At 55.9% G+C, this 21,272-nt stretch carries 19 protein-coding genes; 5 read left to right on the top strand and 14 right to left on the bottom strand.

All coding sequences use genetic code 11. From position 1 onward, the window contains the following. Positions 1–4: 4 nt before the first annotated feature. The 8 genes from cydB to ACFOSS_RS13770 all read right to left on the bottom strand — a co-directional run bounded on the left by cydB (position 5) and on the right by ACFOSS_RS13770 (position 8,493). A complete protein-coding gene (gene cydB / locus ACFOSS_RS13735; protein WP_377153455.1) occupies positions 5–1,144 on the bottom strand; it encodes a cytochrome d ubiquinol oxidase subunit II in 1,140 nt (379 codons plus the stop codon). A gap of 11 nt (positions 1,145–1,155) precedes the next feature. Beyond that, complete coding sequence (locus ACFOSS_RS13740; protein ID WP_377153457.1) at positions 1,156–2,712, bottom strand: cytochrome ubiquinol oxidase subunit I; 1,557 nt, start codon at positions 2,710–2,712, stop codon at positions 1,156–1,158. Between the two features lie 624 nt (positions 2,713–3,336). Beyond that, positions 3,337–4,347, bottom strand: a complete 1,011-nt coding sequence (gene ruvB, locus ACFOSS_RS13745) for a Holliday junction branch migration DNA helicase RuvB (protein ID WP_377153459.1) — start codon at positions 4,345–4,347, stop codon at positions 3,337–3,339. 10 nt (positions 4,348–4,357) lie between these two features. Further along, the gene (gene ruvA / locus ACFOSS_RS13750; RefSeq protein ID WP_377153461.1) at positions 4,358–4,978 is read right to left on the bottom strand and encodes a Holliday junction branch migration protein RuvA; all 621 of its coding nucleotides are present in this window, start codon (positions 4,976–4,978) and stop codon (positions 4,358–4,360) included. 67 nt (positions 4,979–5,045) lie between these two features. Next, the gene (gene ruvC, locus ACFOSS_RS13755; protein ID WP_377153463.1) at positions 5,046–5,576 is read right to left on the bottom strand and encodes a crossover junction endodeoxyribonuclease RuvC; all 531 of its coding nucleotides are present in this window, start codon (positions 5,574–5,576) and stop codon (positions 5,046–5,048) included. Between the two features lie 67 nt (positions 5,577–5,643). Then, a complete protein-coding gene (locus ACFOSS_RS13760) occupies positions 5,644–6,384 on the bottom strand; it encodes a YebC/PmpR family DNA-binding transcriptional regulator (RefSeq protein WP_377153465.1) in 741 nt (246 codons plus the stop codon). Positions 6,385–6,463: 79 nt separating this feature from the next. Further along, positions 6,464–8,224, bottom strand: coding sequence for an aspartate--tRNA ligase (aspS, locus tag ACFOSS_RS13765; RefSeq protein WP_377153467.1), 1,761 nt, complete (start codon positions 8,222–8,224; stop codon positions 6,464–6,466). Positions 8,225–8,244: 20 nt separating this feature from the next. Then, positions 8,245–8,493 carry an FmdB family zinc ribbon protein gene (locus tag ACFOSS_RS13770; RefSeq protein ID WP_377153470.1) on the bottom strand — a complete coding sequence of 83 codons (249 nt, stop codon included), beginning with the start codon at positions 8,491–8,493 and terminating at the stop codon, positions 8,245–8,247. A 234-nt stretch (positions 8,494–8,727) separates the two neighbouring features. On the opposite strand from ACFOSS_RS13770, the gene cmoA reads away from it, so the two are divergent. The 5 genes from cmoA to ACFOSS_RS13795 all read left to right on the top strand — a co-directional run bounded on the left by cmoA (position 8,728) and on the right by ACFOSS_RS13795 (position 14,019). Further along, positions 8,728–9,474, top strand: a complete 747-nt coding sequence (gene cmoA, locus ACFOSS_RS13775) for a carboxy-S-adenosyl-L-methionine synthase CmoA (RefSeq protein ID WP_377153472.1) — start codon at positions 8,728–8,730, stop codon at positions 9,472–9,474. Continuing rightward, a complete protein-coding gene (cmoB, locus tag ACFOSS_RS13780) occupies positions 9,471–10,451 on the top strand; it encodes a tRNA 5-methoxyuridine(34)/uridine 5-oxyacetic acid(34) synthase CmoB (RefSeq protein WP_377153474.1) in 981 nt (326 codons plus the stop codon). Before cmoA ends, cmoB begins: the two co-directional genes overlap by 4 nt. A gap of 63 nt (positions 10,452–10,514) precedes the next feature. Next, complete coding sequence (locus ACFOSS_RS13785) at positions 10,515–11,534, top strand: ATP-dependent zinc protease family protein (protein WP_377153476.1); 1,020 nt, start codon at positions 10,515–10,517, stop codon at positions 11,532–11,534. A gap of 3 nt (positions 11,535–11,537) precedes the next feature. After that, complete coding sequence (locus ACFOSS_RS13790) at positions 11,538–13,046, top strand: inactive transglutaminase family protein (protein WP_377153478.1); 1,509 nt, start codon at positions 11,538–11,540, stop codon at positions 13,044–13,046. A gap of 1 nt (position 13,047) precedes the next feature. Then, a complete protein-coding gene (locus tag ACFOSS_RS13795) occupies positions 13,048–14,019 on the top strand; it encodes an alpha-L-glutamate ligase-like protein (RefSeq protein ID WP_377153480.1) in 972 nt (323 codons plus the stop codon). Positions 14,020–14,123: 104 nt separating this feature from the next. On the opposite strand, the gene ACFOSS_RS13800 is transcribed toward ACFOSS_RS13795, so the two are convergent. The 6 genes from ACFOSS_RS13800 to rnm form a co-directional block, all read right to left on the bottom strand. Beyond that, entirely contained in the window at positions 14,124–15,857 is a 1,734-nt protein-coding gene (locus tag ACFOSS_RS13800) for a hypothetical protein (RefSeq protein ID WP_377153482.1), read from the bottom strand. Between the two features lie 230 nt (positions 15,858–16,087). After that, entirely contained in the window at positions 16,088–17,683 is a 1,596-nt protein-coding gene (locus ACFOSS_RS13805) for a TerC family protein (protein ID WP_377153484.1), read from the bottom strand. Between the two features lie 228 nt (positions 17,684–17,911). Further along, the gene (gene queC / locus ACFOSS_RS13810) at positions 17,912–18,607 is read right to left on the bottom strand and encodes a 7-cyano-7-deazaguanine synthase QueC (protein ID WP_377153486.1); all 696 of its coding nucleotides are present in this window, start codon (positions 18,605–18,607) and stop codon (positions 17,912–17,914) included. Between the two features lie 14 nt (positions 18,608–18,621). Continuing rightward, entirely contained in the window at positions 18,622–19,716 is a 1,095-nt protein-coding gene (gene rluB / locus ACFOSS_RS13815; protein ID WP_377153488.1) for a 23S rRNA pseudouridine(2605) synthase RluB, read from the bottom strand. A 57-nt stretch (positions 19,717–19,773) separates the two neighbouring features. Next, the gene (locus tag ACFOSS_RS13820) at positions 19,774–20,394 is read right to left on the bottom strand and encodes an L-threonylcarbamoyladenylate synthase (RefSeq protein ID WP_377153490.1); all 621 of its coding nucleotides are present in this window, start codon (positions 20,392–20,394) and stop codon (positions 19,774–19,776) included. 29 nt (positions 20,395–20,423) lie between these two features. Further along, on the bottom strand, positions 20,424–21,260 hold the full coding sequence (gene rnm, locus ACFOSS_RS13825) for an RNase RNM (RefSeq protein ID WP_377153492.1): 837 nt from the start codon (positions 21,258–21,260) through the stop codon (positions 20,424–20,426). Positions 21,261–21,272 lie beyond the last annotated feature (12 nt).

The raw sequence follows: 21,272 nt of genomic DNA on the forward strand, positions 1-21,272 counted from the left end.
CTCCTTAATAAACAGAATGCTTGTTCGCTTCGATGAACTGCTTGTTGACGCGACCAAACATCTTGTAATAGGTCCACAGGGTGTAGGCCAGGATGATGGGTACAAAAATCACCGCCGCCACCAGCATCACCGACAAGGTATTTTGCGATGAGGTGGCATCCCATACGGTCAAGCTCTGCGCCGGATTCAGGCTAGAAGGCATAATGAACGGGAACATGCTGAAACCCGCGGTCAAAATGATGCCAGCAATAGACAGAGACGATGTTGTGAATGCCAAGGCTCCTTTACCAAAGCGGGCAAACAGCGCCGTAAACAGGGCCATAACGACACCCAACACTGGCGCCACCATCATCCATGGATAGCTTTCATAGTTCTGCAACCACGCGCCAGCCTCAACCACCACGCTCTTTTGCAACGGGTTGGAGACCGCATCAACGCCCTGGAACGCGGTAATAACGTAGCCATCAATACCATTCGCCACCCAATAGCCCGCAGCGGCGAACAGAATGGCCGTCAGTAACCCTGTGATGGAGGCGACATTGCGCGCACGGGCAAGCACATCACCTTCGGTCTTCATCATCAGCCAAGTAGCCCCTTGAGTGACAATCATGAACAGGCTGACGAAACCGGCCAACAAGCCAAACGGGTTCAACAAACCGAAGAAATTGCCCTCGTAGCTTGAGCGCAGATACTGGTCGAGCGAGAACGGTACACCTTGCAACAGATTACCGAATGCCACACCGAAGACGATCGGCGGAACAGCACCACCAATAAACAAGCACCAGTCCCACGTCGTGCGCCAGCGCGGATCTTCGATTTTCGAACGGTAGTCAAAACCAACAGGCCGGAAGAACAGGGCCATCAGCGTCAATACCATGGCTACGTAAAAGCCCGAAAACGCCGTGGCATAGACGGTTGGCCAAGCGGCAAAAATAGCGCCCCCAGCGGTGATTAACCAAACCTGGTTACCATCCCAATGGGGAGCCACTGTGTTGATGATCACGCGACGCTCTGTATCGTTTTTGCCGATTACCGGCAACAGGGCGCCAACCCCCATATCAAAACCATCAGTGACGGCGAAACCGATCAGCAGGACACCAACCAGGACCCACCAGATCACGCGTAATACTTCATAGTCCAACATGTCTGCTTTCCTTATGCGCTATGAGTTTCGAAGTGATACTTGCCTGTTTTCAGGCTGCTTGGTCCCTTGCGGGCGAACTTGAACATCAGGTACATCTCGACGACCAGCAGTACGGTGTAGAAGGTACAAATGCCGATCAAGGAGAACCAAAGATCTGCCTCGGTCAAGGTTGATGCCGACATGAACGTGGGCAATACCTCTGCGATAGTCCAAGGTTGACGACCATACTCAGCGACGAACCACCCACATTCGATAGCGATCCACGGTAACGGGATCCCCCACAACAGTGCCTTGAGCAACCACTTGCGTTCACCGATACGATGGCGGGTGCTGTCATAGAAAGCGATGCCGATCAGCACCAGCATCAGGATGCCTACGCCGACCATAATGCGGAACGAGAAGAACACAGGTGCGACATTCGGGATACTATCCTTGGCCGCCAGCGCAATCTGTTCGTCAGTCGCATCACTGATGTTAGCGGTGTAACGCTTGAGCAAGAGCCCATAGCCCAAATCATTCTTTACTGCATTGAATGCGTTAACCGTCGCCTCAGATTTGTCACCACTTTGCAATTTGTTCAGCAAATCGTAGGCCTGCATGCCACTACGAATACGCTCTTCGTGCTGCTTGACCAGATCAGTCAGGCCAGTCACTTGCTTATCCAGAGAGCGAGTCGCGATGATGCCCATCACATAGGGGATCTTGATGGCATAGTCAGTACGCATCGCTTCCTGGTTTGGAATACCGATGACAGTAAACGCTGCCGGTGCCTCTTCGGTATGCCATTCCGCTTCAATCGCGGCCAGTTTTACCTTCTGCAAGTCGCCGATCTCGTAGCCTGACTCATCGCCCAGCACCAGTACGGAGAGAATCGATGCCATGCCAAATGCCGCAGCAATCGCAAAAGAGCGACGAGCGAATGGAATATCACGGCCTTTAAGCAGGTAGTAGGAGGAGATCCCCAACACAAACATGGCGCCTGTGGTATAGCCAGCTGCGACGGTGTGAACAAACTTGACCTGTGCTACCGGGTTGAAAATCAGCTCGCCAAAGCTGACCATCTCCATACGCATGGTTTCAAAATTGAACTCAGCACCCGCCGGGAACTGCATCCAGCCATTCGCCACCAAAATCCACAGTGCTGACAAGTTGGTACCGATGGCCATCAACCAGGTACACCCCAGATGCTGCACCTTGGTCATGCGATCCCAGCCAAAAAAGAACATGCCAACGAAGGTTGATTCTAGAAAGAAGGCCATCAACCCTTCGATCGCCAGCGGTGCACCAAAGATATCGCCTACGTAGTGAGAGTAATAGGACCAGTTGGTACCAAACTGGAATTCCATCGTCAGGCCGGTCGTCACCCCCAGCGCAAAGTTGATGGCAAACAGCTTGCCCCAAAATTTAGTCATGTCCTTGTAAATAGGATTGTTGGTCATCACATAGACCGACTCCATGATCGCCAGCAGGAATGTCATGCCAAGCGTCAGGGGCACGAATAAAAAGTGATAGAGCGCTGTTGCGGCAAACTGGATCCGCGACAGTTCGACCACAGTCTCATTAATCATGATTTGTCCTCACCGATTGCTACCTCTGGTACCCCACTCTCAGGAATACCGCCTCCATGCATTGGTATGGTCTCGCACAAGCCGAAATTAACAACGCATTAACAAGACCAGATCAAATGCAACAAAATTACAACATTTAATCTCTAAAGCTGTATTTTAACGGTAACTTTATACCATTTTGGGTGTTACCGCTGCAATAAAGCGTACCCGACATCTGATCACAAGTGAGTGACAAATGTTAATAATTTGCAACCACTTAGATATTATAACCCTAATTCTTATGCTGTTTTATTCCAGGTCACATCTCTTGGTAACGGCCGTCAAAAAAACCATATTAGTTTTTCTAATTGATAAGCCGTGATTTATATCATTTGTTCCACGGCGGCCGAGTACCTAGAATTACCCCAGTGCTGAGATTAACGGATTATCCTGTTTGTTATTCACAGACGTGAACTCACAACTTTGAAGTGTCGCCTGCCTCGTCGGCAGGCTTTTTTTTATCGAAAATCCCGTTTGGATTGTTCGTGTATGGCATCAGGCTGTGAGAGCACGCCAGTTGGCCAACGTCGCATCAGCTAGCCCGATGACACGCGTACGCGCTGACCAGCTTGTCAGCGCCACCTTCTAGAGGCTGTCGGGGCGGGATAGGCCGAAATGCTGGTAAGCACGTTGGGTTGCGATGCGCCCTCTTGGGGTACGTTGCAAGAACCCTTGCTGGATCAAAAAAGGCTCGATTACATCCTCAATCGTCTCTTTCTCTTCGCCGATTGCCGCTGACAGATTGTCCAGGCCAACGGGACCACCCATAAACTTGTCTATAACTGCCAGCAACAGCTTGCGATCCATGTAGTCAAAACCCTGCTGATCCACATCCAGCATGTCCAGCGCGCTGGCTGCAACTTCAGCACTGATATGACCATCCGCGCGGATCTCCGCATAGTCACGCACCCGGCGCAACAGGCGGTTGGCAATCCGCGGGGTTCCGCGTGCACGGCACGCAATTTCTGTCGCCCCAGCCGGCACCATCGATAGACCGAGACAACGGGCACTGCGAGAGACAATCTCTGCTAAATCTTCGACCTTGTAGAACTCGAGCCGCTGCACGATGCCAAAGCGATCGCGCAATGGCGAAGTCAACGAGCCGGCACGGGTGGTTGCCCCGATCAGGGTAAAGGGGGGAAGTTCCAACTTGATAGAACGCGCCGCCGGGCCTTCGCCAATCATGATATCGAGCTGGTAGTCCTCCATTGCCGGATAGAGTACCTCCTCAACGACCGGGCTTAAACGATGGATTTCATCGATGAACAGCACATCATTGGGCTCGAGATTGGTCAGTAACGCCGCGAGATCCCCGGCCTTCTCCAGCACAGGTCCTGACGTCGTTTTGATGTTGACTCCCATTTCATTGGCCACGATGTTGGCCAACGTGGTCTTCCCCAGCCCTGGAGGGCCGAAGATGAGCAGGTGATCCAGTGCTTCCCCGCGACGGCGCGCCGCTTCGATAAATATTTCCATCTGGCCGCGTACATGATCCTGCCCCTGATAATCAGCGAGCTGGCGAGGGCGTATCGCCCGATCCAGGAGTTCATCCTCTCGGGTCTCGGCGGTGTTGATAAGGCGGTCGGCTTCGATCATCGTTGTTTACTCAGGCCATACTTCGCAATGCGTCGCGGATCACCGCTTCCACTTTCATGTCAGCCTGGTAGACGCGACTGACGGCGGCACTGGCTTGCTGCGGCTTGTAGCCCAACACCAGCAGAGCGGAGATGGCTTCCTCCTCGACGCCTGATGCAGAAGATGGCTGGTTGGCTGCCGTCACGGAAACAGCATCGGTATAAGGGGTGAACAATGCCCCTTCACTCCAGCCTTTCAGGCGATCCTTCATCTCAACTACCAGCCGTTCAGCCGTTTTCTTGCCCACGCCAGGCAATTTGATCAGGCTGCTGATGTCTTCACGTTCTACCGTGGTTACGAATTGCGAAGCCGACATGCCAGACAAGATGGCCAATGCCAACTTAGGCCCGACACCGTTGGCTTTTAACAATTCGCGGAACAGGGTACGGGTGCGCTTGTCGTTGAAGCCATACAGCAACTGGGCATCTTCACGGACGACAAAATGCGTATAGAGGCATACCTCTTCGCCAACTACCGGCAGTTCATAAAAACAGGTCATCGGCAATTGCAGCTCATAACCGATACCATGCACTTCCAACAGGATTTCCGGTGGTTGCTTCTCGATGATAGTCCCACGTAAACGTCCAATCACAGTGCCGACTCCCTGACATAAATAATGGCGCTAGCATAATGAATAACTGGATAAGTATCCAGTCTTGCTAGCGCGAACGGCCGGTCTTGGCGCAGACGCCTCCCGCTCCCCGCCCCGCCATGCGCACCAGACTCTGCAAGGTATGGGCATGGCACAAGGCGACCGCCAGGGCGTCGGCAGCATCGGCTTGCGGATTACCCGGCAGCTTCAGAATCTGGCGCACCATGTGCTGCACCTGTTCTTTATCCGCCGCACCGGTCCCCACCACCGACAGTTTAACCTGCCGCGCTGCATATTCGGCCACCTCCAGCCCGGCATTCACCGCCGCGACAATGGCTGCACCGCGCGCCTGGCCCAGCTTGAGGGCCGAATCCGGATTTCGGGCCATGAAAACCTGTTCAATGGCGAAAAGATCCGGTGAAAACTGTCGTATCACTTCGCTGACACCGTCATAAATCTGCTTCAGACGAGGACCAAGATCACCATCACGCATACGAATGCAGCCCGAACCAAGATATTCAATACGGCCACCCAAAGTACGGATGACACCATATCCGGTCACTCGCGATCCGGGATCAATACCTAGCACTATGCTCACAACTGCCCTCCGGTATCGATAAAACAAAGGGAGCCGCAGCTCCCTTTACATCAGTGATGCGGGTGCCTTACAGGGTGGCAGCCACTTCGTCCGAGATGGCGCCGTTGTGATAGACATCCTGCACATCATCCAGATCTTCGAGCATATCGATCAAACGCAACAGCTTAGGTGCTGTGTCGACATCCAGATCTGCTTCCGTAGAAGCAATCATGGTCACTTCGGCGTTATCCGGCTTCAAGCCGGCTGATTCCAGCGCATCCAACACGTTACCGAATTCGTTCGGCGTGGTGTAGACATCAATGCTGCCATCGTCATTGGTGACCACATCGTCTGCACCGGCTTCCAAGGCGGCATCCATCAGCGCATCTTCGTTGGCACTGTTGAAGGTCAGCACGCCCTTCTTGGTAAACAGATAGGCAACCGAACCATCAGTCCCCAGATTACCGCCACACTTGCTGAAGGCATGCCGAACCTCAGATACAGTCCGGTTGCGGTTATCGGTCATGCACTCAACCATCACTGCCGTACCTGCCGGGCCATAGCCTTCGTAAATAATGGTTTCCAGCTCAGCCCCATCGCCACCACCGGCACCACGCTGAATGGCACGATTGATGGTATCGCGGGTCATATTGTTCGACAGGGCGGCCGCCACGGCGGCACGCAGGCGCGGGTTTGATGCCGGATCGGGATCACCGATCCGCGCCGAAGTCGTGATCTCGCGGATCAACTTGGTAAATATCTTACCGCGCTTGGCATCCTGAGCCGCTTTGCGGTGCTTGATGTTGGCCCATTTACTGTGACCTGCCATAGAGTCTCTCCATCAACATGGTTGTCATGACCTGTGCGTTCACAGGTCATCATAATTCGAGAAGGCCGTCGGCCTTCAATCAGGCTTCTACCGTGGTGCGAATCGCCAGCTCTGCCAGCGATGCCGGATTGCCAAAGCTCGGGGCATCGGTCATCAAACAGGCCGCTGCGGTGGTCTTCGGGAAGGCAATTACGTCACGAATGTTGTCCGTACCGGTCAGCAGCATGGTCAGACGATCCAGGCCGAACGCGAGACCGGCATGGGGTGGCGTACCGAACTTCAGAGCATCCAGCAGGAAGCCGAACTTGTCTTTTTGCTCTTGTTCGTTGATGCCGAGAATGCTGAACACGGTCTGCTGCATGTCGCCGCGGTGAATACGCACCGAGCCGCCACCCACTTCATAGCCGTTGATGACCATGTCATATGCGTTGGCGTAGGCGGAAATGGGGTTCTGGGCCAGATCAGCCGCAGAGAGATCCTTTGGCGCGGTAAAGGGATGGTGCATGGCCGCCAGACCGCCCTCACCGTCCTCCTCAAACATCGGGAAGTCGATCACCCACAACGGCTTCCAGCACTGCTCGACCAATGCCAGATCACGGCCGACCTTGAGGCGCAAAGCGCCCATGGCATCGCAAACTACCTTGGCTTTGTCGGCGCCGAAGAAGATCAGGTCACCATCGGTCGCGGCCGTACGGGACAGCAGTTCACGCACGATGTCATCGTTCAAGAACTTGGCTACCGGCGACTGAACGCCTTCGATACCCTTGGCAGCGTCGTTGACCTTCATCCACGCCAGACCGCGGGCACCATAGATGCCGACAAACTGGGTGTATTCATCGATCTGCTTACGGGTCAGTTGGGCACCGCCCGGGACACGCAGTGCTGCGACTCGACCTTTGACATCGTTGGCCGGGCCGGCAAACACGGCAAACTCGACGCTCTTGACCAGATCGGCAATGTCGACCAGCTCCATCGGGTTGCGCAGATCGGGCTTATCCGAACCATAACGGCGCATCGCTTCATCAAACGTCATGATCGGGAATTGGCCCAGATCATCACCGGCCACCTCCAGCCACAGACCCCGGATCAACTCTTCCATCACGGCTCGTACCTGTTCGGCGCTCATGAAGGAGGTTTCCACATCGATCTGGGTAAATTCAGGTTGGCGGTCGGCACGCAGATCTTCGTCGCGGAAGCACTTGACGATTTGGTAGTAGCGGTCGAAGCCGGACATCATCAGCAGTTGCTTGAACAGCTGCGGCGACTGAGGCAACGCATAGAACTTGCCCTTGTGGACACGGCTTGGCACCAGATAGTCGCGAGCCCCTTCCGGCGTGGCCTTGGTCAGCATCGGGGTTTCGATATCGAGGAAACCATGTTGATCCATGAAACGACGGACATAACTGGTAATGCGGGCGCGGGTTTTCAACATCTGCGCCATCTCCGGACGACGCAGATCCAGGTAACGGTACTTCAGACGTTGTTCTTCGGTATTGTTCTGGTTGAAATCCAGAGGCAGCGGCTCGGCACGGTTGATGATTTCAAGCTGGTGCGCGAACACCTCAATGGCTCCGGTTGCCATGTCGGCATTGACCTGAGAGGCCGGACGTGCACGTACCAGGCCCGTGATTTGAATGCAGAATTCATTGCGCAACTCGGAGGCCAGCGCGAAGGCCTCGGGACGATCGGGGTCAAAAAACACCTGAACGATACCTTCACGATCCCGCATATCAATAAAGATCAGGCCACCGAGGTCGCGACGACGATGAACCCAGCCACACAGCGTTACTGGCTGATCAATATGGCTAGCATTGACCTGTCCGCAATAAATAGTGCGCATCAAGCACTCCTTAACATAATTTATCGGCTGGCTGGACAGCCTGGGCAGCTGCCGCCGGCGCCACATTTGGCCAGATTTTGGTGAGTATCAAGTTTAAAGCCGGTCTCACACCCGCTGCTGCCTTTAAAACGAAGGCCTGGTAACGAGAGCAGTTTCTTCAACGCCGGTCTTTGACAAACCGGGCAGTCCGCCAACGGCGCATCAGATAACTTCTGCAGACGCGAAATTTGCTGGCCACACTGCTGGCACTCGTATTCGTAGATTGGCATGAGACGAACTGAATTGAATTCATGGTACTCGGAAACAAAGGGCGGCCATTATAGGATAAATCTGGCGTCGTGATAACACCCCCGGGCCGGGTGTCACGAAATGCGCGCTTGAGTCGCCATGCCTGTCACATTTTCTGTGCAAACAGCCGATTTCTGGTAAGATGCCGCCACTTTCCGCGTCACCGACGCTCGTCCTTGACGCCCCGCATTTCCAGCATCGGGTCTTCATCAACCATGCACAAGAAAGATCAGCTCTTCGCCGCCCCTATCGCCCAACTGGGTGACTTCTGCTTTGACGAGCAGGTGGCCGAAGTCTTCCCGGACATGATCCAGCGTTCTGTTCCCGGTTACTCGAACATCCTCTCAGCCATCGGTATGATGACAGAACGCTTTGCCCAGCCAGGCAGCGTGCTTTATGACCTCGGCTGCTCTCTCGGTGCCGCCACCTTGATGATGCGCCGCCACGTGCCTTACTCTGATTGCCAGATCATCGGTGTCGATAACTCTCCAGCCATGGTGGAACGTTGCCGCAACCATATCAGTGGCTATAAATCACCGGTTCCGGTTGAAATACGCCAGGGCGATATCTGCCAGACGGAGATCGTGAATGCCTCTGTCGTGGTACTGAACTTCACCTTGCAGTTCATTGAGCCCGAGCAACGCCTGGCCCTGCTGACACGCATCTATCAGGGGTTAAGACCGGGCGGATTGTTGATTCTGAGCGAAAAATTCCGCTTTGATGACCAGCCAAGCAGCGATCTGATCGTCGATCTGCACCTCGACTTCAAGCGTGCTAATGGCTACAGCGAGCTCGAGATCAGTCAAAAGCGCACACTGCTGGAAAATGTGCTCCGGGCCGATAGCGTCGCCCAGCACAAGCAACGACTGGGCAGTGCCGGTTTTGAGCACGCCGAGTTATGGTTCCAGTGCTTCAATTTCGGTTCTCTGGTTGCGATCAAGTCGCATGAGGCTGCTGCATGATCGATTTTGCCCCCTTCTATCAACGCATTGCCAAAGACCGACTACAAAACTGGCTGCATGTATTGCCGGCGCAACTCTACGCCTGGATGAACGAACAACGGCATGGCGATTTTCCACGCTGGCAACGGGCCTTGGCCAAGTTTGCCGGTTTGCAGGCTCAGAGCATCGAGCTCAAGCAGAGCGTCACCCTGGGTCGTGCCGACGAGATCAGCGAAGGTGAGCGCCGTAAACTCGAAAACCTGCTGCAACAGTTACATCCTTGGCGCAAAGGCCCCTATGACCTGTTTGGCATCCACATCGATACCGAGTGGCGCTCCGACTGGAAATGGGATCGCCTGATACCGCATATCTCGCCACTCAAAGGACGACACGTTCTGGATGTAGGCTGTGGCAGTGGCTACCACATGTGGCGCATGCTGGGCGAAGAGGCCCGTCTGGTCGTGGGTATTGATCCCTCCGCGCTGTTCCTGTGCCAGTTTACCGCCATACATCAACTGGCTGGCCGGCCCGAGGATATCTTTTTCCTGCCATTAGGCATTGAGGCATTGCCCAAACTCGAGGCCTTTGACACGGTATTTTCTATGGGAGTGCTCTACCACAGGCCATCGCCCATCGATCACCTGCTGCAACTTCGCGATCAGTTGCGCGATGGCGGTGAGCTGGTACTGGAGACCCTGATTATCGATGGCGGAGCCAACGATGTGCTGGTACCGCCAGATCGTTATGCCCAGATGCGGAATGTCTGGTTTATTCCATCCGCAGCCGCGCTGAGCATCTGGCTGGAAAAATGTGGCTTCGATCACATTCGCATCGTCGATGAATCGGTGACCACAGTGGAAGAACAGCGAAGAACACCCTGGATGCGCAATGATTCCCTTGCTGAATTCCTTGACCCGACGGACTCAACCCTTACTATTGAAGGGCATCCGGCGCCGAAACGAGCCGTAATTATCGCTACCCGTCGAGCCGATGGCTAGTCCGTCCTCATGCGACTGGGATACAATGACCTTAACTTGTTTTAACCCCAACAGACGACGTCCATGACTAACATGACCTTTACTCGCAGTGCCTTGCTTCCCCTGCTTCTGCTCTCCGGTAATGCCCTTGCTGACATCACCGCCGAACAATTGAAAAATGAACTTGTCGGCAGCGAAGGCCGAATCCAGCAAACTGTCATTCAGGGCCAGCAGAAGCTGCTTGATAATGGCTATCAGATGGATAACGAGCTCAAACTGCTGCAAGCCCAGCAGGAGAAGACCCGTCAGTCAATCCAGGAGCTCAAGAGCTTACAACAGCAATTGAGCAAGCAGATGCAACAAGTGGTGAGAGGCACCATGAGCAGTGAAGATAAGGGTAATTGCCCCATCATCGAACCCGGCCTGACGACCCAAGATGGTAAACTGATTCTCGGTGAATCCGAGTGGGTCTATATTGATGAGGCCAATGGCGCCTTCCAGACCCGTGTCGATACCGGTGCGGCGACGTCATCCATCAGTGCCACAGACATCACAGTGTTTGAGCGCGAAGGCAAACGTTGGGTCAAGTTCAAGATGCCGATCGATGGCGGCAAGAGCCTGGACATTGAAGCACCATTTGTTCGTTATGTCCGAATCAAGCAAGCCTCTGCCGAATCGTCAGACCGTCGCCCGGTTGTCCGCCTGACCATGCAAATTGGCTCCATGACCGAAAAGGCCGAATTCAGCCTCAAGGATCGCTCAGAGATGGACTTCTCAGTGCTGCTGGGTCGTGAATTCATCAAGGACGTGGCCGTCGTTGATGTCGCTCGTGAGTTTGTGCAGCCCAAGCCGGACGCTGCGTTGAATGTCGCATCCAAGAAGGCGGCGAAACAAGCGGCGGAAGCGGCCAAGAAAGCCGAGGAAGAGAAGAAAGCGGCTGAAGCCAAGAAGGCCGAGCAAACCAAGAAAGCTTCATCCAAGAAGACCGACGCCAAGAAGGCCGAGGCCAAGAAGAGCGATAGCAAAGCTGACAGCGCCAAGAGTGATACCAGCAGCGTCAAGAAACCTGTCGCACAGACCGAACCAGCCAAGGATGCGCAATAAGCCATGGTCTCCCGTCGCCCGTTTTACATCGTTGTAGCCCTGCTGTTCATCTTCGGACTGGGGCTGATGATTTACCGCCATATGGCCTTCGATGTGCCTTGGCTGCCTGGCGAATATCGCCAAATTTGGTCGGTAGAAGCCAAAGTCGAATTTGATGCCGACGATCAGCCGGTGTTAGCCTCCTTGGCCATTCCGGCGACGCAGCCTGGCTTTACTCTGGTCGATGAGTCCGCCGCGAGCCCTGGTTATGGGTTGTCGTTTGTTGACAAGAACGGCACCACTCGAGCCGAATGGTCAATCCGCAATGCCAAGGGCCATCAGGAACTGTACTACCGTGTCGATATGATGTCTGACCCGTACGCCCGTTCCGCGCCGGCGACAGTGCCGACCATCGAGAAAGCGATCGAGAAGGAGCCCTTCGCCACGGCGATGAGCCAGCTGCTGGCACGGGCTCAGGAGCGTTCGGCAGATGCCTATACCTTGACGCGTGAAATCCTCAAAGAGTTCAGCAACCAGAACCAGAATGCCGAACTGCTGCGCGGCCATAAGTCCCGTGCCCAGCTCGTCGTCGACATGCTGAACCAGGCGGATATCCCGGCTCGCGTGGTGCGTGCACTGACGATGGAAGATGGTCGCCGCCGCCAAAATCTGACCGACTATATCCAGGTATTCCAGGGTGACAGCTATGACCTGTTCGACCCGAACACCGGCCTGCAAGGACGCCCTGAGCGTCTGATGCTGTGGGAGTACAACTCTCAGCCGCTGCTGGATGTCACCGGCGGCAGCAAATCCCGTGTCACCTACTCCATCATTCAAAAGCAGGTCGCGGTTGCCAAGGCCCTGAGCGCCAAGTTTGAACACACCAATATGCTGAACTTCTCGGTCGATACCTTGCCGGTAGAAGAACAGGCGCTGTTCAAGGGGATCTTGCTGATTCCAATCGGGGTCCTGGTCGTCGTATTCCTGCGTGTTATCGTTGGACTCAAGACCTCTGGTACCTTCATGCCGGTGTTGATCGCCATCGCGTTCCTGCAAACCAACCTGGTCGTCGGCCTGCTTGGCTTCCTGTCCATCGTCGGTGTCGGGCTGGTGATTCGCTCCTGGTTATCGCGCCTGAATCTGTTGCTGGTGTCGCGGATTTCCGCGGTCATCATCACGGTCATTGGCATCATCTGTATGTTGTCGATGCTGACCTACAAACTCGGATTGAGTGAAGGCATGCGCATTACCTTCTTCCCGATGATCATTCTCTCCTGGACCATCGAACGGATGTCCATTCTGTGGGAAGAAGAGGGTCCCAAGCAGGTGGTCAAACAGGGTGGTGGCTCCTTGCTGGTTGCCGTGTTGGCCTATCTGGCAATGAACAGTGGTTTGATCCAGCACCTGACGTTCAACTTCCTCGGCTTGCAGCTGATCATCATGGCTGCCGTCCTGGTGATGGGTAACTACACAGGCTACCGGATCTCCGAGCTGAAGCGTTTCAAACCTCTGGCTGACGAGTTGAAGAAGTAATATGTGGCTCTGGGAACGCTATACCTCACCCTTCAAGCTGGGCAGCCTGGGCATCATGGGCATGAACCAGCGGAATGTGAACTATATCGGGCGTTACAACCCGCGTAGCCTCTACCCGTTGGTAGATAACAAGCTCAAGACTAAACATATCGCCGTGGCGGCGGGGGTAACGGTACCGAAACTGATCGGTACCATCACCCAGCAGCATGAAGTCGGCAAGATCGCCGAAATGGTCAAAGATTGGCCAGGCTTCTGCATCAAACCAGCGCGTGGCTCGGGTGGTAAAGGCATTTTGGTCATTGTCCGTCAGGAAGATGGCCAGTATTTCAAACCCAATGGTAGCCCGAGCTCAGCTGCGGATCTGGAACGCCACATCTCGAATATCCTCGCCGGACTCTTCTCGCTGGGCGGTAAGCCTGACTTTGTCATGGTTGAAGATCTGATCCATTTCGACAACGTATTCGATGGCTACTCGTTTGAAGGGGTGCCGGATACCCGCGTCATCATTTTCAAGGGCTTTCCTGTGATGTCGATGATGCGGCTTTCCACTGCGGCCTCTGACGGCAAGGCTAACCTGCACCAGGGCGCTGTCGGTGTCGGTATCTGCCTGCGTACCGGGCGCGCCGTACGGGCCGTCCAGTACAACGAGCCCATTCGCTATCATCCGGATACCAACAAGGATCTGTTCGAGCTGGAGGTACCACACTGGCTCAAGCTGTTGAATCTGGCAGCCAGCTGCTACGAGATGTCTGGCTTGGGTTACATTGGCACCGACATGGTGTTGGACAAGAAACGTGGCCCCATGCTGCTGGAGCTTAATGCCCGTCCCGGTCTTTCCATCCAGATAGCTAACGCCGCCGGTTTGTTGCCGCGTCTGCGCCAGATCGAAAAGCTCGGCAACGTCAAGATGAGCGTTGATGAGCGGGTTGCCTATGCCATGGAGCATTTCGGTGTCTTCCCGGCACGCGATTGAGTCTGCCGCTCGCAAAAACAGAAGAGTCCGCCTTGGCGGACTCTTTTTTTTGGCTGCCGCAGTCGAGCTGCAGCAACCGACTGCGGCACACTGTGCCCGTTGGCTTAACGGCGACGAAACAACCCTGGCTGAACCTGATCGTACTGGCCGAGGATATAACCGAACAACGCTTGCTGGGATGGCTTGAACAGCTCGGGTTGTTGTTGATAGCGATCCAGCAGCTTCTTGCGCACGACAATAAACTTCGGCGGTGCAGCTTGCAGCGCTTTGAGCACCTCCGCCTTGGTGTCGTATGGCGGTGTCACGTTATCAAAAAACAGATAAGGTGTGGCGGCCTTACGATCTGTCCAGACGTAAAACTGTGGCATGGTGCCTTCAACCCAGAGCCGATCCTCTGGCTGGCTTTCTGCCCGGATCTGGGCAATCTGTTTCCGCCCCGCCTCACCATACGGACGGCCATTGTGCAGCCCCTGCCAGCCGGAATAGATTCCCAACCCCACTGGCGCCAGCCACAGCAGCATGACGCCCAGCCGCCTGGCTTGATGGTGCCCGCGCTCAAACTTCACCCAGAAAGCCAGCACGGCACACACCATAAGGCCTATCGCCAGGGATGAAGCCAAGACACGTACCACCTGATGCATCGGCCACTCGAACCGTGTCCAGTCAAACACCAGATGCGGCATCCACAAGTAGATAGCCCAGCAACAGAGGGTCAAGGCAGCAAGCCAGCTCAGTCGGCAGCGATGGCGCCAACCGGCACGCATGACCTCGCTGAGAATGGCCAGCGGCAAAGGCAAGAAGCACAAAAACAACTGATCGTAATGATCGAAGATATGACCGGAGACCGAGTTGGCTACGGTGCCGGTTACCGCCCCCATCACCACCACGCCGGCGACAGAGAGCCAAATGCGTGGCAGCCGAGCTGGCAGGTCATATTGCCAGCGATGTAATACCCAAAGGGTAAGTGGCAATAACAGTATCAGACCCGTGCGAAACAGTCCGACGGCGCCGACAGCGGGTGAAAATCCAGAGCCGTAGCTTTTGCCCATAAAAATGGCGAAAGAGTAGAACCAGAAACTCTCCAGCACTCCCTGCCACTGAAAGTAGAGCAATAAAGGCGCGACCACAGCCAGCAACCCCAGCAGGGCGGAAACAAACAGCCACCAGGCATCACGCCAGCGGCGCTGCCAGACCCACCCCAAAAACAACACCGGATACCATGCAGCCCAAAAGGCCGCATTATTCAACCGCATCATCGCGATCAGGCCCAGAGTCAATGCCGGCAGCCAGGCCCAGCGCCAGCGAAACTCGCCATCCACGAGCAAGCGCATAAAGGGGTATTGAGCAATCAGCGCCAGACACAGGGTATAGTCCTCTGTCATGTTGCCGTAGTAATACCGGTAGCCGCATAGACTCAACACACCGAGCAATGCCACCAGCCGAGCCAGCGGGCGGATCCCGATCAGTGCCAGTGCCCGGTAGGTGCTATTGAGGCCTAATGCCAGCAGCAGTGTTTCCAGAAAGGCAATTCCCGGGAAACCGGCCAATCGATAACCCAGCGCATCAAACAGGAATATCATCGGGCCCTTGATATCCAGCATGTCGCGGTACAGGACATCCCCTTGCGCCCACATTTTTCCCATGGCGGCAAACAGCGACGCATCGAATGCCGGGGCCATGCCATACCACAGCGGGTTCTGGATCCCCAGCAACAACGCCATGGCCGCGAGCAAGAGGCTGATACCACGCCACTCGCCGCGTTGTTCACGTTGTTGTTGTTCCTGCTCCCAGAGCACCAGCCCACTGCCACTCAGCAGCATCTGCCATCTTGCCCTCATCCTCATCCCTCATCTGTACGGCTGTCGACGCCGCTTGGTCTATCTGTACCCACCTGACGGGTCACCCAGCCGTTCGTTGAGCACCAATCCGGTCATTCTTCTTTAAAATCAATGCACGATATAAAGCAAGACGGGCACGAAAATGGCTCTTCGTACCCGCTGATGCTGTTCAACACGCTTCGCTTTGCCCCGACATATCATCCGGGCCAGGCGCTGCTGTATGCCAGCGATTATACGCTACCCTCACCGACAACGGCAGAGGTGTCACCGGCAGCGCGCTCCTGCCGGCTCAACCAGACGCTTTCGATCCGATGTGAACGCACTGCCACCACCGTAATCCGCCAGCCTTGATAATCGAACTCTTCGTCGACTTGCGGCAGCCGCTGCAGCCAGTCCATCAACCACCCCGCCAGGGTATGGTAATGCGCTGTAGGTGGTGCCGGAAATTCGAGCCGCCGCTGCAGATCTTGTAGCAGGGTATCACCACTGACGCGGAAACTGTCGACGGCCAACTCGACCACATCGCTCTCCTCCTCGCCAATTTCCGGCAGTTTGCCGGCAATCTCCTCCATGATGTCGCGAATCGATACCAGCCCTTCGAAGTTACCGAATTCATCCAGCACAAACGCCATATGGGTCCGAGCCTGGCGGAACTGCTCCAACGCATTGAGCACGCTGATGGTTTCTGGCAGGCACAGGGGTTGCTGGATCAGTTGATCCAGTTGCATCGGCTCCTGATTCAGCAAGCGCGCCAGCACATCCCGTTTCCGGATGATGCCCAGCGGTGCGTCCTTGTTGCCGTGACGAATCGTGACCAGTCGCGAATGCGGTGTTTCGGCAAGACGCTGCAACACCTGTGACTCATCTTCGGTCAGGTCCAGCATGTCAACATCCCGGCGCACCGTCATCACGGCGCGGATAGGCAGACCAGATAACTGCAGCACCCGGGAGACCATCTCCTTCTCTTCTGCGGCGAACATGCTGGCATCGGCAGATGGCAGCAGCGACTCCTGGAAGGAGCCCGAGTCCGGCTGACGACTGTCGCCCATCAGGCGCAATACCAGTTCCGCGGTTCGCTCGCGACGGCGCAACTTGCCCTCCAGCAAACGGCTCTGATTGGAACGGGCAACCTGATTGAACAGTTCGATCAGGATGGAGAAGCCGATGGCGGCATACAGGTAGCCTTTGGGGATATGGAAACCGAAGCCTTCGGCCACCAGACTGAAACCAATCATCAGCAGGAATCCCAGACAGAGGATCACCAGTGTCGGGTGACGATTGACAAACAGCGTCAATGGTTTGCTCGCCCACATCATGATGCCAATCGCGATCGTCACCGCCAGCATCATCACCGACAAGTGTTCGGCCATCCCTACCGCGGTGATCACCGCATCCAGCGAAAAGACCGCATCCAGTACCACTATCTGGGCTACCACGGTCCAGAAAGCGGCATAGACCTTATTCTGCTCCTCATTCTGCAACTCGCCCTCAAGACGGCCATGCAGTTCACGGGTCGCCTTGAACAGCAGAAACAGGCCCCCCGCCAGCAGGATGAGATCGCGTCCCGAGAAAGCATGCCCCAGCAACGTGAACCAGGGCGTGGTCAGGCTGACAAGCCAGGAGATGCTGACCAGCAACGCCATGCGCATCAGCAATGCCAATGCCAACCCGAGCCGTCTGGCGCGGTCGCGTAATTCAGGTGGTAGTTTTTCGGCCAGAATGGCGATGAACAGCAGGTTATCGATACCGAGGACTATCTCCAACACCACCAGCGTCAGCAAGCCGAGCCAGGCGGTGGGATCCATCAACCACACCAATTCACTCATGCTGGCCTCCCGCAGGATAGCGATGCTATGCAGGAGATAGTGCTGGCGACAGTGGAAAAGGGAACATCAATGCGGGTCGACGGAATGTCAGACATCAGTACGCGGGGGGATGGCAAGTAGCACGAGGGACTACTGTCACTGTTCATAATGGCCTCATCTGGGAAAAACACCGCCACAGGGTATGTGTGGCGGCGTTTGCGGTCAAGGGCCGTACTGCGCCGCCACCGCTCAGCGCGCAGCGCGATGCATCAAGGATGCCCTGACCTGCTCGGGTGCGGCCAGATAGCGCTCCAGTCCACGTCGACGCAACTGACAGGCAGGACAGGCGCCACACCCATCCCCGACAATCCCGTTATAACAGGTCAGCGTGCGACTGCGAACCAGCTCCAGACGACCATACTGATCGGCCAGTGCCCAGGTCTGAGCCTTGTCCAGCCACATCAACGGCGTAACAAACTGCAATTGACGCTCCATTCCCAGTTCGACGGCACGGTTGAGAGCCCGGACGAACTCATCGCGACAATCGGGGTAGCCGGAGAAATCCGTCTCGCAGACACCGGTAATGACACTGCGGGCGCCGACCTGATAGGCATAGATCGCCGCCAACGTCAGAAACAGGATGTTGCGGCCCGGCACAAACGTGTTCGGCAAGCCATTTTGCTGCAGTTCGCCACTGACCGGGATCGCTTCACGAGTCAGTGACGATACCGCCAGTTCATTGAGCAGGCTGACATCCATTACCTTGTGTGCGGCGACCCCCAACTCGGCAGCCAGAGCACGGGCCACCTCTACCTCCTGGCTATGGCGTTGGCCATAAAAGAAGGTGATGGCATGCACTTCGTCGTACTGCGCCAGCGCCTGGATCAAACAAGTGGTACTGTCCTGTCCGCCGCTGAAAACCACTACTGCCTTGCTTTGAGTCATGATCAGCCCTCGCCTCAACCGCGCTTGTTACCGCCAGGACGGCGTTGCGGTGTCCGCGGTGCCTCACTGCTACCAGCACGGCTACGCGGCTTGGGTTGTGGACGCGCCGGCTTGCGCCCTTCGCCTGACGCACCGTCAGCACGCCGCCCCTTGCCCGGCTCACCACGCGCGGCTTGTCCACGCTGCGGTTCACCACGCGACAGCACAGGACGCGCTCCAGGCGCTGCCACTGTACTGCCATCTCGCTCCGGATGCGCCTGGCGGTTATCCGTATGCTGGCGTTCGCGGTGCTTGCGCACAGCACGGCGGATCTGGGCATTGACCTTGAACTGGCTACGCTGATCATCCACCAGCACCTTGCTACGGCTCTCCGGCGGCAAGCCAACCAGAGCACGCAGATAGTTGACCTTATCCAGCGGCAGTTCCATCCAGCCACCACGTGGAATGGATTTCTCCAGTTTGATATCGCCATAACGCACCCGGATCAGGCGGCTGACTTGGACTTCCTGCGTTTCCCACAATCGGCGCACTTCGCGGTTACGCCCCTCTTTCAAGGTGACATTAAACCAGTGGTTCAACCCCTCGCCGCCAGCACGCACCACCTGATCAAACTTGGCCGGACCATCTTCCAGCTGCACACCGGTGCGCAGGCGGCGCAGCATCGCATCATCCACCTCACCAAACACGCGTACCGCATATTCGCGATCCACTTCATGGCGCGGGTGCATCAGGCGGTTGGCCAACTCGCCATCGGTGGTGAACAACAGCAATCCCGACGTGTTGACGTCAAGGCGACCGACAGCGACCCAACGCGCATCCTGAATGCGCGGCAGACGATCAAACACCGTTGGGCGCCCTTCCGGATCCTTGCGCGTACACATTTCACCTTCAGGTTTGTGATACGCCAATACGCGGCAGATCACCTCATCGGCTGGCTTGGCGGAAATCGGGTGGCCGTCAATGCGGATCGCGGCACTCGGGCCAACCCGGTCGCCCAACGTGGCCACCTTGCCGTCGACGCTGACGCGTCCGGCTTCAATCATCGCTTCCATTTCACGGCGGGAACCGATACCGGCACGCGCCAGTACCTTCTGTAATTTTTCGCTCATCATCTGTTCTCTGGTCACAGCCACCGCCCAGGGGCAGCGGCAAAAAAAGAAATTCGGTTAGCGGAATGGCGCCGGATCGCCTGCGCCTTCACGCACGACCACGGGCATATCGTCAGCAAAGTCGATGACAGTTGTCGGTTGTTCACCGAGATAGCCGCCATCAATGATCAAATCGACCAGTTTTTCCAACCGATCACGGATCTCGTAAGGATCGGACTCGGCCACATCGGACCCTGGCAGGATCAAGGTGGTTGACATCAAGGGCTCACCGAGCTGCTCAAGCAGGGCCAGGGCAATACGGTTATCTGGTACCCGAATCCCGATGGTTTTCTTCTTCTCGTTCATCAGGCGGCGGGGTACTTCCTTGGTCGCCTTGAGAATGAAAGTGTAAGGACCCGGGGTGTTGTTTTTGATCAGACGAAAAGCCTGATTGTCGACCCGGGAATAGAGTGACAGCTCAGACAGATCGCGGCAGACCAAAGTGAAGTTGTGATCGCTATCGAGCTGACGAATGCGGCAGATGCGCTCCATGGCCGCCTTGTTTTCCAGCAGACAACCCAGCGCGTAACCGGAATCGGTTGGATAGATGATGACGCCGCCATCACGGATCAGGCCGACAGCCTGGCTAATCAGGCGGCTTTGCGGGTTTTCGGGGTGGACCACGAAAAACTGACTCATAACAATTCCTCCCGGAATGGTATCGACTCTTAACAGTCGGTAAACAGGTGCCACACAGGATCGGCATCCTTGGGCAACCACAGGTTCTTGCCGAGCTCCTGCCACGGCGTCGGGTAGTGAAAATCCGAACCCACCGACGCCTTGAGACCAAACTCCCGGCTCCACTGCCCCAGATTAGCCCGTTCATGAGGGCTTTGCTGCGGCAGACTGACCTCAATGGCATCACCACCGGCTTCCACAAACAAGCTCAGCAGGCGTTTTAGCCACTTGGTAGAGAGTTTATAGCGACCGGGATGGGCAAGTACAGCCTGACCTCCCGCGGCATGGATCACCGCCACGGCCTCGGCCACTGTCATCCAGTGGTGGGGCACATAGGCACGGGCTCCGCGCCCCAGATACTGATCAAACGCCTTCTGCTGCGAGCTGCAGTGGCCATGCTCTACCAAAAAGCGGGCAAAGTGCGCCCGTGTCAAGGTGGCGCCATTTGCCAGGGCCAATGCCCCTGCATAAGCCCCCGTGATACGTTGCTTTTCCAGACGCCGATCCAGCTCACGCGCACGCTCTTCACGCGCCGTCGCCTGTTGCAAAATGGTGGCAGCTAGCGCCGGATGGCTTGCATCAATATGCAGACCAACAACATGTATCTCTATAGAGTCCCAACTGGTTGATAACTCTATACCATCAATAAGCCGCACGGCGAGATTTTCTTCTGCGATGGTGCGGTGCGCCTCAGCAAGACCGGCCACGGTGTCGTGATCGGTCAGCGCCAGCAAATCAACCTGTTGTTCAGCTGCGCGACGCACCAATTCGGTTGGCGACAAGCGGCCGTCAGAGGCTGTTGAATGACTATGCAAATCGACTCGCATCGGGCTTCCTGA

This window comes from Pseudaeromonas sharmana, from assembly GCF_042649925.1.
In the GTDB taxonomy this organism is placed as follows: Bacteria; Pseudomonadota; Gammaproteobacteria; order Enterobacterales; family Aeromonadaceae; genus Pseudaeromonas; species Pseudaeromonas sharmana.

Bases quoted from the DNA above. Each gene is read 5' to 3' on its own strand.
- cydB (WP_377153455.1), bottom strand. From the start codon at position 1,144: ATGTTGGACTATGAAGTATTACGCGTGATCTGGTGGGTCCTGGTTGGT.
- ACFOSS_RS13740 (WP_377153457.1), bottom strand. From the start codon at position 2,712: ATGATTAATGAGACTGTGGTCGAACTGTCGCGGATCCAGTTTGCCGCA.
- ruvB (WP_377153459.1), bottom strand. From the start codon at position 4,347: ATGATCGAAGCCGACCGCCTTATCAACACCGCCGAGACCCGAGAGGAT.
- ACFOSS_RS13760 (WP_377153465.1), bottom strand. From the start codon at position 6,384: ATGGCAGGTCACAGTAAATGGGCCAACATCAAGCACCGCAAAGCGGCT.
- aspS (WP_377153467.1), bottom strand. From the start codon at position 8,224: ATGCGCACTATTTATTGCGGACAGGTCAATGCTAGCCATATTGATCAG.
- ACFOSS_RS13770 (WP_377153470.1), bottom strand. From the start codon at position 8,493: ATGCCAATCTACGAATACGAGTGCCAGCAGTGTGGCCAGCAAATTTCG.
- cmoA (WP_377153472.1), top strand. From the start codon at position 8,728: ATGCACAAGAAAGATCAGCTCTTCGCCGCCCCTATCGCCCAACTGGGT.
- cmoB (WP_377153474.1), top strand. From the start codon at position 9,471: ATGATCGATTTTGCCCCCTTCTATCAACGCATTGCCAAAGACCGACTA.
- ACFOSS_RS13785 (WP_377153476.1), top strand. From the start codon at position 10,515: ATGACTAACATGACCTTTACTCGCAGTGCCTTGCTTCCCCTGCTTCTG.
- ACFOSS_RS13790 (WP_377153478.1), top strand. From the start codon at position 11,538: ATGGTCTCCCGTCGCCCGTTTTACATCGTTGTAGCCCTGCTGTTCATC.
- ACFOSS_RS13795 (WP_377153480.1), top strand. From the start codon at position 13,048: ATGTGGCTCTGGGAACGCTATACCTCACCCTTCAAGCTGGGCAGCCTG.
- ACFOSS_RS13800 (WP_377153482.1), bottom strand. From the start codon at position 15,857: ATGAGGGCAAGATGGCAGATGCTGCTGAGTGGCAGTGGGCTGGTGCTC.
- ACFOSS_RS13805 (WP_377153484.1), bottom strand. From the start codon at position 17,683: ATGAGTGAATTGGTGTGGTTGATGGATCCCACCGCCTGGCTCGGCTTG.
- queC (WP_377153486.1), bottom strand. From the start codon at position 18,607: ATGACTCAAAGCAAGGCAGTAGTGGTTTTCAGCGGCGGACAGGACAGT.
- rluB (WP_377153488.1), bottom strand. From the start codon at position 19,716: ATGAGCGAAAAATTACAGAAGGTACTGGCGCGTGCCGGTATCGGTTCC.
- ACFOSS_RS13820 (WP_377153490.1), bottom strand. From the start codon at position 20,394: ATGAGTCAGTTTTTCGTGGTCCACCCCGAAAACCCGCAAAGCCGCCTG.
- rnm (WP_377153492.1), bottom strand. From the start codon at position 21,260: ATGCGAGTCGATTTGCATAGTCATTCAACAGCCTCTGACGGCCGCTTG.